Origin of the sequence: Paenibacillus sp. PSB04, assembly GCF_025809195.1 — a bacterium.
In the GTDB taxonomy this organism is placed as follows: Bacteria; Bacillota; Bacilli; order Paenibacillales; family Paenibacillaceae; genus Paenibacillus_AQ; species Paenibacillus_AQ favisporus.
On the sequence record NZ_CP081301.1, the window covers coordinates 5,592,653 to 5,605,104 of the forward strand.

A 12,452-nucleotide genomic window follows, 5' to 3' on the forward strand; every position below is an offset into this window, starting at 1 on the left:
GCGGATAAAAGAGCTAAAGAACAAAAAAAGACCGGCCGTAGTATAGGCCAGTCTCTCCCCTTTTCGATCGTTACTCAACTGTGATAACGCTCAAAACTGTCATTTTTTCATGCCGGTGACTTCGGCCACGATTTCGTAGGAACGCAGGCGGGCCGTCGGGTCGTAGACCATCGAGTTGACGATCATTTCGTCCGCCTGGGTCTCATTCAGGAAGGCCTGCAGCTGCTGCTTGACTTCTTCTGGATTGCCGATGACCGATGAACGGATCTGTTTCATCACATGCGCCTTCTCGAACTCGTTCCAGTTGCCTTCCAGCGATTTAACCGGCGGGGCGAGTTGGCCGGGCGTATTCCGGATCAGGCTGAGAAACTGCTGCTGATGCGATGTGGCGATAAACTCCGCCTCTTCCGTTGTATCGGCCGCGTACACGTTTACTCCAACCATGGCGTAAGGTTTGTCCAGCACCGCAGACGGCTGAAACTGTCTCCGGTAAATAGCCAGCGCCTGCAGCGTATGATCCGGCGAAAAATGACTGGCGAAGGAGAACGGCAGGCCCATCTTAGCAGCCAAAGCAGCGCTGAAATCGCTGGAGCCGAGCAGCCAGATCGGAACTTGCTGTCCTTCCCCCGGAATGGCCCGGACGCGGTTATATTTGGACTTCTCGTCGAAATAGGCCATCAGTTCCTGAACATGCTGCGGAAAATAATGCCCGTTGCTCGGGTCGCGGCGCAGCGCTTCCGCGGTCAGTTGGTCGGAACCCGGAGCGCGTCCGAGTCCAAGGTCAATCCGCCCCGGATACATGGCTTCCAGCGTACCAAACTGTTCCGCAATGACCAGCGGCGCATGATTCGGCAGCATGATGCCTCCGGAACCGACGCGGATCGACTGGGTCCCTCCGGCTACGTACCCGATGACGACGGACGTTGCCGAACTGGCGATGCCCGGCATGTTGTGATGCTCAGCCAGCCAATAACGGTTATAACCCCAGCGTTCGGCGTGCTGCGCCAGGTTCAATGTATTTTTAAATGATTCGGCCGCGGTTCCACCCCTGACGATGGGTGCCAAATCAAGAACGGAAAACTTGATCTGATCCAGCGTTTTCGTATCATGGTTGCTCATAGGTATCAGCTTCTTTCCTGCAAATTTATATGAATGTCGGTAGGACAATGGAATCGTAAGTTGTCATGCAAATGAATGATATTGATCGATAAAAGTGCAGATGCGTAAGGCTCTGTCGCCGGCCGTTAATCCAAATAGCGGCGAATCCGGTTTACAACGCCGGGGGCTTCCTCTTCCGTCTCCTCCTGCTCGGCCTTCACTTTGCGGACCTTCTCGGGCGTAACGTCATTGCCCAGCGGGTCAACCACCGTCAAACGGGAGAACGTGCCCAGCACCTGCCCGCGGATTTCGCGGAGATAATCCTCGCGCAGCGATTGCTGTTCCACGCGCTCAGCGTTGGTGAGCCCTTCTTCTTTTTCCTTTTTGGCAAGCTCATTGATTCGGCTTAAAATCGAAATCATGCTTTTCCCTCTTTTCTCGTTTGTATGTTAGTTATACGACCATTTTTTCGTGAACCCAATCCTTTAGCGATTCAATCTTCTGTCTGTAACGCTCCCGATGTGCATCGTCATAAATGGATGCTACCGTCTCCCGCTGAAGTACGGTCTTCCAGGCGGATTCTGCTTCTTCCATCAAATTGGCCAGAAGGCAGCACGGATCGGGATCGTCCCGCAGCTCCAGCATATCCCGGAAAATGCCGCTGGAGGAATAAAGGGACTGCTGCCCCTCAATGGCGATGTAAATATCGTAGATACGGATATCTTCTGTTTTTTTCTTCAATTTAAACCCGCCTTTTACCCCGGGCACGGAGGTGATCAGATCTGCGCTGACCAGCTTACGCAAAAGCTTCTGGAAATACGTCGGGGAAGTGCCGAGCTGCTGGCTGATTGCCTCGCCGGGCAGAACCGCCTTGTCCGGTAGCATGCTCAGCAGAAAAATCGCATAAACGCACTGCTCCACGCCGGTCTTCATATGCATAGGTCATCACCTCCAATATTAATGTGGTCTCCATCAATCCCATTTGAGCAGAACAAATTGGTTTTACCGACTAAAGCGGATAATCATTGTCCGTATTAGATTATATGAAATCGGACCAAATGTAAACCATTAGTTTTACATTGAAAAATTTGCTGCAACTTTCAGTAGCACAACAAAAACGGATACCCGACAGGAATGCGTATTCCTGTGAATATCCGTTACTTATCACGGCACACTTGATCAGATCCATTGACGCTCGTGCAGATGGTCAAAAATTCGCTGGCATACCGGCGATACGCGGCTGCGATCCGCATAGGTCAGCCAGGCAAACTCCTCGATTTCCGCCGATGGGCGGAGCTCGCCAGAATAGGCCCCGGTGTAGCAGCTCATTTGAACCGTCACATTTTCCGCTTTGCCATGTGCCTGAGCTTCAAACGTTCCCACGAATGCAAGGGTCTCCGGATCGATCGCAACCGTAAGCTCTTCCCTGATTTCACGGATCAGCGTCTGCTCATCGGTTTCACCGGGCTCCCTCTTTCCCCCAGGCAAATAATACGTGTCCTTTCCTTTGGAACGTGCGGAGAGTACCCGTCCGTCCTGAATCTGAATCCAGGCAACCTTATCAATCATGGTCGTCATATTCGACTTCACTCCTTATCTATTTCCTTGCTCGAACGCGGCAGTCTCTTTTTGAACCGCAGCAGATTTTCCCGCTGGAAGCCGCCCTTCGCCGATTTTGAAAACAACGATTCCCGCCACGATAACGAGCACGCCGATCACTTTGTTCGGAGTCAGCGGAACTTTCTCCAGTCCCATCCAGCCAAGCGAGTCCCAAATCAGCGCAAACCCAAGCTGGGCCGTCATGACTACGGCGATGGCAAAAGTGGGCGCAAGCAGCTTCATGCTCTGCATCAGACAGAACACAACCCCTACCCCGATCATGCCGCTGAACCAGTACCAGGGCTGCATATGCTGGAGTGTCAGCATGCCCTTGCCTTCGACCGCCAAGCCGATGCCGAACGATGCGACAAACCCGAGGAACAGCACCCACGTGGTTGTGGCCCAGGAGCCGATCCGCTGATTCATTTTACTGTTAAAAATGTTCTGCAGGCTCACCAGGGAGCCGGCGATCAGCGATAACACAAGACCAAGCATCATTAGTTTGCTCCTCCTTTCGTTACGACTTCATAAATATTTTGTCCAGCCAAGTCGCTAAGCCCTTTCCTGTCTATTACGCGGATATATCCTTTATCCCGCTCCACGAGTCCGTCTTTGCAGAACTTCTGGATTACCCGGTTGACGTGGCGATAGCTGGTCCCGATTAAGTTGGCCGCATCCACCAGATTGATCGCTGTCCGCTGTTCCTGCCCGGAAGTGTCCGCATCGTCGAAAGAGATCGACAGCAAGTAGCTGGCCAGCCGGACTTCAACCGGATACATCAGATTAAGGCTTAGAAAATTGGATTTTATATAAAACTTATTGGTGATCATATCCAGCAGAAACTGGAGCATAGGAGCGTAATCCTGTCCAAATTTCCGCAGCCAGCGGTGGTGGATGCCGATCATATGCACGGTCGTGACCGCTTCAACGGTATTGACCGTATCCGTTTCCTTGAGATATTCGATATCCCCGATAATCTCCAGCGGTTTCATAAAGTTAAGGATCAGCGTTTTCCCTTCGGGTGAGGTGGTATAGATTTTAATTTTCCCGCTGACGAGCACATATAAATATTCCGCAGGTGCTCCCTGCGAGCAGATGAATTCTCCCTGGTCAAAGCAATACAGCGATAAATGCGGTCTAAACGGTTCGTAAAATATCGTCTCCAGCTCATATTGACGCAAGTAATCCGCCAGCAGCCCGCGGTCCTGAATCTCTCTCATCTTGAACGTCCCCCTCTAACTTAGGCCCATCATAATGGCGTACGGCAACGATGTCAAAATTTAAGAATGACGACGCCCGCAATCATCATCCCGATCCCGATAAACTGTGCGGGGCTGATCTTCCGTTTTTTCATGCCGAACCAGCCATTCAGATCGACAATAAATGTCAGGCAGAGCTGGGCGATTAATAATGCGGAAATCGTAAAGGTCACTCCGATCGTCTGAATCGACGTCACTTCGCTGAAAATGATGACTGCTCCCAAGGCCCCGCCGATGCGGTACAGCGGCTTGACGCTTGTAAAGCCCTCCCGGCTGCCGTCCCGTGCAAACAGCAGGATGATCAAAGCGAGGATACAGCCGGTCAGTTGGGTTACCGCCGCGGCCTGCCACGTCCCGATATCCCCGCTGATCCGCGAGTTGGCGACACCCTGCAGCGTAATGCAGGCGCCCCCCAGCAGTGCAAATATAATGCCTTTCATAAGTCCTCTCCCTCTGTATCGTTCTGTCATTATTAAAAGGCAATCGCGGCGGTATAGGATAGGACATATGTCCTCAGCTTGAGTGGAGAGGATCTCTAGTCCATGATGAGTCAGTGTTCAAAGTGTCTATTCATTCTTGGCAAGCGCGAAAAAACCGCCCTTTCAGGCGGCTGTCATGATATATTCATTAATCTGCGCAAGTGTTAGCTGGATATTCCCGTCTGAACCAAAACGGGTGACGATGCATAAAATTCAGCTATTTCTGCTTTTTGTGCATCAGTCAACTGCTGCAGCGGCTGCCGTACCGCAGGACAGCGAATGACACCTTGAAGATACAAAATGTGCTTTTCATAAGGTATCACATCGAAGCGTAGCATATGGGCAATGACCAAATTGGCCTGTTCCTGCAGCGCTTTAACGTTCATCCAATCGTTGGCAGACCGGGCTTGATACATACGGGTGAATATTTTCGGCATCATATTAAATGTACTGCCTATGGCACCATCGCTGCCCATGAGAAAACCTGCAGCACAGACCTCATCATGGCCGTTCCAAATGATCCAATCTACCCCGCATTGGCTGCGAATTTGCTGCATTTCGAACAGGTTCATGGATGTAAATTTTACGCCAATACATTGGGCACTGCGGGCCATGTCCTCGTAAAAATCCAAAGACAGCTGCACCCCGGTTGCTCCCGGATAGTGGTACATAATCATCGGAAGGCTGACCGACGACATGATGGACCGATAGTGATCCCTGATTTCCTGTGGTCCCGCCTTATAATAAAAGGGTACGACAGCGGAAACCGCATCCGCGCCTGCTGATTCCGCATGCCGGGCCAGCTTGATGCTCTCAAGCGTGCTGATACAGCCAACATGCGCCAGAACCGTCACCCGCCCTTTGGCCGCATGAATGACGGTTTCCAGCACCTTCATCCGTTCCTCAGAGGTCAGAATAAATCCTTCGGCCGTGCTTCCGCCCACATAGAATCCCTGAATTCCCTGCGCGATTTGGTGTTCCACCAGTCGTTCCAGTGATTCGGTATCCACTTCAAGACGCTTATCCATCGGTGTTACGAGTGCGGTAAAGATCCCATGAAACTTGTTATGGTCCATCGGTACCCCTCTCCCGTCGTCGAATAGTGGTTCACTAATTTTTGCTGCCTTCCAATGTTTCGCGGTCCATCCGGCATATCCTGCAATCTGTACAAATAAAACCCTTTAATCTGGAAATAAATCAATCTTTGTTTTAAAATTAGTGATTAATCAATAACAAACACTCAAACTATTCTAGAGTCAGCCGTCTGTGATGCCTGGACCGATGCTGATGTGTTCGCCTGCTGCAGTGCTTTGACCGTCGCGGTGATGCCTTCCTCGAACGGTGTTGCGATAATCGGCCCGATCCACTTTTCGTACTTGGCTCCGCTCAGCGTCAGCGGTTCCTCGGTCAGGTATAGCATCTCGACGACCTCTTTCATCACGGGCACGCCTAATCCGAGCAGAGATAACCCTATTTTTTTCAGCGGAATGACCGGTTTGCTGCTTCCACAGGCCCCTCTCGCGATCCGGACGATCTCCCATCCCGATATCAGCCCGCCTCCTGGAATGTTCCAGTTCTGACCGTAAGCTTCGTCATGACCCGCCACTTCGGCAATCATGGCTGCGGCGTCAGGCAAATAGACATATTCGCGGGGAACGGTCATATTGCCGATGAAAAAGGCCATTTTGCCCGCCGCAATCGCTTCGAGCGTTGAACCCAGATAGGAAGCTTCATTGGCAGTCGGCCCGTAATAGTCCGGCAGACGGACGATCATAACCCTTGCTTTTTTCCAGCGCTTGCCAAGCAGCATGTGTTCAAAGTCCAAACGAACCTTCCCTTTCTTCGTATGCGGCTGTTTCGGATGTTCTTCGGTGACCGGGTTGGACTGCCTTCTTCCATAAGGATAGATCCCATCAATCGCAACCACTTTGATCGCGAGCTGTTCCGCCGCCTCCATTACGGATTCACCAAGCGGGATCAGCTTGCTGGCCATCTCATGGTACGGTACGTTCGCACAATGAAACATGACGTCTGCATTCCCAGCTTGCGCGATGATCTCCGCAGGCCGCATGGCATCTCCCATGGCTAGCTTCAAATGCACCGGGTTTCCCAATCTGCCGGCGAGCTGCTCCAGCTTTTGGCGTGATCTTCCGAACGCAATCGTAGGGATTCCCCGTTTTACCAATTCCTCTGTAATGGCTGCACCCGTTCCACCTGTGGCTCCAACGACCATCGCTTTGTTTATCGTCATATGAAATCGTCCTCTCTGTTTTGTTTTGTGATTGATCAATCACTAACTTGGATTCATCATAACATTCAGTTAGTGATTGGTCAATAACTAATCATGAAAAAAATTCATTTCGATAAGGAGACCTCTCTCACGTCCCCTTATCTTTCCTTTAATTCGGGCAGACTGATCGCATCCGCTACGTTGCACAGCATCCCTCTGGCCAAAAAGAGCATCGTTCTTTCTTCGGGATGTGGAATCCCTGCCTCGCGAAATGCCTGCAGTACGATTTGACGAACCTCCCGGAATCCGTTTCTCATCGCTTCCTGGATCGCTTCTTCCTGAATCGTTTGGGACTGCATCTGCAGCAGAATCTCGTTCCGGTGGTTCTCCATGATCTTCTCGTATTCCGTAATCAGCTCCGCTTCAAGCCGATCCGGCGACGCCGACTTCACGACTTGCTGAAACGACTCGATCATCCGGGACCAGGAAACTTCCAGAGCCGCAAGCAGCAGCGCTTCCTTCGTTGAGAAAAAACGAAAGACATAAGGCTGCGAAATGTGGGCCCGCTGTGCAACCTGTGCCGTGGTGGCCCGGTAATAGCCGGTTTCGGCAAAAACCTCGATGGCGGCCGATATAATATCTGTTCTTCGGTTGACCGAAGTAGACGCATCTCTTGCCATGGCGCATAACTCCTTTTCATAACGCAGATTAGTAAGTAATTGATCACTATCTAAGAAGTATAGGGGATAATGAAGCGGAATGCAATTCTCTTCCCCAAGCTGAGCGGTGATAAACCAAAGAGACGGACCGCCGCTGCGGTTCGCCTCGTATTACGATGATATTTAAAATCTTTGTCCTATGGCTACTCTGTCCAGTCTTCTACCGCTTCAAAGACGTCGTGCTTACCACACCGTATCTCGCTAGCAATCTGCGTCCGAGCAGCCCAACTGCCCGATCCGTCAGGAAGCCCATGAGCCCTAAGCAAATCAGACCTACGAAAATCCAATCCGTCCGGAAAAACAGGCGGGAGTTCCAGATCAGATACCCGACTCCCTCATTGGAGGCGATCATTTCGGCTCCGATGATGGCCATAAAGGATGTGCCCATGGCCAGCCGGATGCCGGTAAAGATGTACGGAACCGTTGCCGGGATGATGACATGAACGACAATCTGCCATTCGGAGGCTCCCATGCTGCGGGCCGAACGAATTTTATCCTCCTCGACGGAGAGAACGCCGGTGAACGTATTCAGAATGACGATAAAAAATGTAGCGTACATGATCAGCATCACTTTAGACGTCTCGCCGATGCCGAACCAGACCAGGAACAGCGTGATGAATGCGATCGGCGGAATAAACCGGATAAAGTTCAAAAACGGCTCGGCGAAGGTACGGATGAATCCGACCTTACCGATGATAATCCCGATAGGCACCGCCACCAAACTGCCGAGCGTCCATCCGAGAAGGACACGATAGGCGCTGATGCCAATGTACTGCAGAAGTGTGCCGTCCATCAGCAGCTCGTATCCGCCTTTCGCCGTGTAAATCGGCCCCGGCAGAATCTCCGGCCCGTATACGAGCGAGACCAGCTGCCAGATGACGATCAAAGCGATCCAGAACAGCACTTGAAGCGGTCCTTTCTTTATTTTCTTGCTCATGGTGATTCCTCCGATCGGATTCTATTCGTCAAAATGGGCCTGAATGCGGTTGTACAGGTCATGGAATTCCGGCGCGGCCAAATCTCTCGGGTACGCCAGCGGCACATCGTAAATATCGGTAATCCGTGAAGAGGGTCCGGCGGACATAATACCGATCCTACCGCCAAGTAGGAGCGCTTCCTGTATGTCGTGGGTGACGAAGATCACCGTCTTGTCGGTTTCCTGCCAGATCTTTACCAGTTCGCGCTGCATCGTTCGTCGGGTCATCGCATCCAGCGCGCCGAACGGCTCATCCATCAGCAGAATGCCGGGATCGTTGGACAGCACCCGCGCCAATTGCACCCGCTGCTTCATCCCGCCGGAGAGCTCACGGGGAAATTTATTCTCATGCCCTTTGAGCCCAACCATGCCGATAAAACGATCGGAGATTTCCTTGCGGCGGGCGGCGGGAATGCGCTTCATCCGCAGGCCGAACTCCACGTTCTCTCTGACGGTCAGCCAAGGGAAGAGCGAGGAATCGGCCTGCTGGAAGACGACAGCCCGATCCTGGCCAGGCCGATCCACCTCTTTCTCTCCCACCCGCAAATGCCCCGAGGTTTTCGACACGAACCCGGCGATCAGGCTGAGCAGTGTCGACTTGCCGCAGCCGCTAGGGCCGAGGAGAACGAAAAATTCTCCTCCCTTCACGACCAGGTCGACATCCTGGATAATATAATGCAGATCGCCTGCCGTCTGCTGTTGACTATAGCTTTTATTCAAGCGCTCAATATAAATCTCGTTTGGTCTGGTTACTGCCCCCATCATCCCAGCCTCCTTATTTCAACTCAATCACGCGGTCCGGGAACGCTTTGCGCACCAGGTCCAAATTCAGCTTGTCGTTCAAGTTAAAATCCTTTTCAATAATGCCGGTATCCACCATATATTTTTTCTGGCCGGCCAGCCCGTCGTAAGCCTGCTGGGTGAAGCCGATCTTCCACGGATTTTTCGGAAGATCCTTAAGAGTGGCCTCTTTCGGCTGCTTCACTTCGTCATACATAATGTCAGCCGTTTCGTCCGGATGTGCCTGGACGTAGTCGGATGTTTCGTCAAGCGCCTTCAGCAGTTCGACCAATTCGTCCGGGTGATCCTGGATCAGTTTGGTGCCGGCGATCAGACCTGTGCCGAGCCGGACCGGCGTCTGGGACATATCCGACAGCTCATGCGCTTCGGACAGCGCGGCGAACTTGTCGTTCAGTACCGAGCCGTACACCCAGGCCGCGTCGATCTCGCCCTTTTTCAGCGCCACATACGTTTCGTCAAATCCTCCCTGCCCGACCAGCGTGACGTCTTTCAAGGCTATGCTGTTTTGCTGCAAATAAACGTCCCACAAATAAGGAATGAACGTTCCGCGCGAGTAGCTCAGTTTCTTGCCCTTCAGGTCGGCGGGGCCGGCAATCTCTTTACGTGCGAACATCTTCCATTCGCTTGCGCTCAGATCCGTTGCCGTTCCGGAGGAAGCGAAGATCGCATAGTCGCCTTTGCTGACGGCATTTAACAGCGGGAAGTCTGCCCCAAAGGCAATGTCCACCTGCTTGATAAACAGGGCGTTGACCCCTTCGGCCGGCGTGGCGAAGTTGACCAGCTCCGCATCAATGCCGTGTTTTTCGAAAAATCCTTTTTTCGCGGCGACCCGGAAAATCGGGTTGGTGGAAATATCGGCGATTTTCACCTTTAGCTGGTGCCCGCTGTCTTTTCCCGAGGCGGTTCCGCATGCGGTGAGCAGCACAGAAACCAGCAGGACAGCTGCGGTCATTACGCTGATGCGTCGAAACACTTGCCTACTCATCTTGATCCCGTTCCTTCCTGACGACTTCGTCCGTGGTCGCTACGCAGAAGGCCCCATCGCCATAGGATACGGTACCCTCCACTTCGACTGCGGTCACGGCTCCACGCGGTGCCGCGCCCGGCAGCCGGTAATCGGCTACATCAAGCGGAGCGATTTCCGTCTCCACCGGCTTCTCCAGCTGCGGAATCCATGCATAAGGTACGCGGTAAGCTCGGTATACCATATTCGCGTTTCTGGAGTTTTTATAAGGAGAGATGTATTCCCACACCAGTTCATGCTCCCGCGTGACTTCGAAAATTCTTCCGTCCGCTCCTTCGGTAATCAGCGTATTGCCGTTAGGCAGCCGCTGCGCCGAGCTGATATAAGGGCTATAAAAGCGGTAAGAGTCCAATGGCGCCTGGAATCCGGCTTCGGTCGGCGTGTACTGCCATTCGATCTCCAGCGTTATCGGATGAATCTCCAGAATCCGGGAATGGTCGCGGCGCGCCACCTTCACGCCATCCGGCGATTCGGGGTTCGGACTGCCATAGCCGCCCCAGCCTCCGTTATCGAATACCAGTATATTGCCCTCTCCCGGCAGTCCCTTCGGAATCAGATGCGCATGGTGCTGACCGATAATCCAGCCGATATGTTTGGTGTCTTCACCGGAATAGTCCGGGCCGAGCTTCCATACGATGTTCCCGGTCCGTTTATCGATGATCGCGATAATGTTGGATTCCCGCGCGTCCCATATCAGATTGTCCGGATGAAAGCGCTCGTCGCCTGCATCATAGTGCTTATTCGGACCCAGCACTGATACAGAGTTGATATGCATCCAGTCTCCGGAATGGGTGCCGAACGCCCGGGTATTCGGGTCCCGGTACAGCGCCTCCTTCGCCGCTTCGTCAAATCCAAGCTCTTCAAAGTGATCGCTGACGGCCCATTCCCAGACGACATTGCCCTCCCAATCCACTTCGATGATCGTGTCGTCCAGCAGCTCGACGTCCGAAATTTCGGGACGGCTGACGTTTTTATGCGCGAGAATGATCGTATTGCCTGAACCGACTTTCGGATCGGCTCCAGGCACATAATATCCGACCGGATTGCCTTCCCGCTGGTAATCATGATGCTGGCGTGCCATCCACTGCGCGGGATGACCCGGATCCTCGATCCATTCGTACCTGTCGAATTTCCAGACGACATTGCCGTCCCAATCGACCTGTACCAAATTGGCTTCGTCCTGAAAACCATATTTAGGATCCCGCTCGGCAGTGCTGCCCAGCACGTAGCCTCCAGGGAATATTTTGTTCGGGAAACCGCGCAGCCCCTTCCACAAATGCACCTCTCTGCCGTTCATGTCGATCAGCAGTGCCCCGGTATCAGCTGCCTGGTAGATGGTAAAACCGCTCCATGCCTTTCCTGGTTGGTAAACGGTCGTTCCTGTCGGATAAATGGTTGGATGTCCCATATGATCTGTCTCCCTTCCCTGCTCACAATGATTTTAATATGAAATAAATCGGTTCGGTCTTTGCGCTGCCTTCCGGTGGCCGGGAGGCGGCTCCTCGGCGTTACCCGGCGGATGCGCCTGCTTCAGCACGGCGTCGGCAAAGCCTTCCAAATGCTCGTAGAGTCTTTTGAAATTCACGATTTGTTCCTCTAGTTCCTTGGCAGCAAAGCCTCCAAAGATGCGTTCAATCATGTATGTACCTGCGTCCCGGTTGCGTTCCAGCATGTCCCTGCCCTTATCTGTAATGTCCAGGACAACCGATCTGCGGTCGGTCTCCAGGCGCTTTCGCTGCGCGAAGCCGAGCGACTCCAGCTTGTCGCAAACAGCGGTCACCGCGCCTGTGGTGAAATCCAGCCGTTCGGCCAGATCCCCGAGTTTCTGCTCGCCTTCATGCAGAATCGCGTTCAGCACGAGCATCCCGGGAAGGGACACGCCTTCAATCGATACTTTGTCACGTTCCTTGACGAATCTCCGAACCAGCCTGCGAAAATGCCAATCGGCTTCCTCCATCAGAAGCCACTGCTTCTCTTCCATATCTCTCCTTTCACCGTTCATCAACCACCACCATTGCTCTCCCCATGGAGTAGCGGTCATCCGCATCAACGTGCCTGTTGATATACAAAAAGGCCCCCGAATGCCATCACCGCATGAAGCGGTATGGATTACAGGAGCCTTTGGTGGACCAATCGGCTGATATTTAGTTTAATGTTAAAATAATGATCATTCATTAAATGAATGCTAATCGATTTCCTTGACGTAAGATTAAACCAATTATTCTCACCTGTCAAGTAGGAATTAAAAATCAATTTTTGTTTAACAT

Annotated in this window: 15 protein-coding genes; all 15 read right to left on the reverse strand. The window is 52.5% G+C overall.

Translation table 11 applies throughout. From position 1 onward, the window contains the following. Positions 1-99: 99 nt before the first annotated feature. Positions 100-1,119 carry an LLM class flavin-dependent oxidoreductase gene (locus K2F33_RS25775; protein WP_263879540.1) on the reverse strand — a complete coding sequence of 340 codons (1,020 nt, stop codon included), beginning with the start codon at positions 1,117-1,119 and terminating at the stop codon, positions 100-102. Between the two features lie 125 nt (positions 1,120-1,244). Beyond that, complete coding sequence (locus K2F33_RS25780; RefSeq protein ID WP_076166701.1) at positions 1,245-1,520, reverse strand: DUF896 domain-containing protein; 276 nt, start codon at positions 1,518-1,520, stop codon at positions 1,245-1,247. 31 nt (positions 1,521-1,551) lie between these two features. Beyond that, on the reverse strand, positions 1,552-2,037 hold the full coding sequence (locus K2F33_RS25785) for an RrF2 family transcriptional regulator (protein WP_089547005.1): 486 nt from the start codon (positions 2,035-2,037) through the stop codon (positions 1,552-1,554). A 240-nt stretch (positions 2,038-2,277) separates the two neighbouring features. Next, complete coding sequence (locus K2F33_RS25790; protein ID WP_076166708.1) at positions 2,278-2,676, reverse strand: NUDIX hydrolase; 399 nt, start codon at positions 2,674-2,676, stop codon at positions 2,278-2,280. A 15-nt stretch (positions 2,677-2,691) separates the two neighbouring features. Continuing rightward, on the reverse strand, positions 2,692-3,195 hold the full coding sequence (locus K2F33_RS25795) for a DMT family transporter (RefSeq protein WP_076166713.1): 504 nt from the start codon (positions 3,193-3,195) through the stop codon (positions 2,692-2,694). Beyond that, positions 3,195-3,917, reverse strand: a complete 723-nt coding sequence (locus tag K2F33_RS25800) for a Crp/Fnr family transcriptional regulator (protein WP_263879545.1) — start codon at positions 3,915-3,917, stop codon at positions 3,195-3,197. Before K2F33_RS25800 ends, K2F33_RS25795 begins: the two co-directional genes overlap by 1 nt. Before the next feature lie 53 nt (positions 3,918-3,970). Next, complete coding sequence (locus tag K2F33_RS25805; protein ID WP_076166721.1) at positions 3,971-4,396, reverse strand: DMT family transporter; 426 nt, start codon at positions 4,394-4,396, stop codon at positions 3,971-3,973. A gap of 203 nt (positions 4,397-4,599) precedes the next feature. Beyond that, entirely contained in the window at positions 4,600-5,511 is a 912-nt protein-coding gene (locus tag K2F33_RS25810; protein WP_263879547.1) for an N-acetylneuraminate lyase, read from the reverse strand. 164 nt (positions 5,512-5,675) lie between these two features. Beyond that, on the reverse strand, positions 5,676-6,686 hold the full coding sequence (locus K2F33_RS25815) for an NAD-dependent epimerase/dehydratase family protein (protein WP_263879549.1): 1,011 nt from the start codon (positions 6,684-6,686) through the stop codon (positions 5,676-5,678). Positions 6,687-6,823: 137 nt separating this feature from the next. Further along, on the reverse strand, positions 6,824-7,345 hold the full coding sequence (locus K2F33_RS25820) for a TetR/AcrR family transcriptional regulator (protein ID WP_076166735.1): 522 nt from the start codon (positions 7,343-7,345) through the stop codon (positions 6,824-6,826). Positions 7,346-7,544: 199 nt separating this feature from the next. Beyond that, positions 7,545-8,321 carry an ABC transporter permease gene (locus K2F33_RS25825; protein ID WP_076166739.1) on the reverse strand — a complete coding sequence of 259 codons (777 nt, stop codon included), beginning with the start codon at positions 8,319-8,321 and terminating at the stop codon, positions 7,545-7,547. Between the two features lie 21 nt (positions 8,322-8,342). Then, positions 8,343-9,122 carry an ABC transporter ATP-binding protein gene (locus K2F33_RS25830; RefSeq protein ID WP_263882448.1) on the reverse strand — a complete coding sequence of 260 codons (780 nt, stop codon included), beginning with the start codon at positions 9,120-9,122 and terminating at the stop codon, positions 8,343-8,345. Positions 9,123-9,135: 13 nt separating this feature from the next. After that, positions 9,136-10,113, reverse strand: coding sequence for an ABC transporter substrate-binding protein (locus K2F33_RS25835; RefSeq protein WP_412974019.1), 978 nt, complete (start codon positions 10,111-10,113; stop codon positions 9,136-9,138). 25 nt (positions 10,114-10,138) lie between these two features. Then, positions 10,139-11,593: an aryl-sulfate sulfotransferase gene (locus K2F33_RS25840; protein ID WP_263879554.1), complete on the reverse strand. Its 1,455-nt coding sequence runs from the start codon at positions 11,591-11,593 to the stop codon at positions 10,139-10,141. Positions 11,594-11,626: 33 nt separating this feature from the next. After that, a complete protein-coding gene (locus K2F33_RS25845; protein WP_412974020.1) occupies positions 11,627-12,166 on the reverse strand; it encodes a MarR family winged helix-turn-helix transcriptional regulator in 540 nt (179 codons plus the stop codon). Positions 12,167-12,452: the final 286 nt, after the last annotated feature.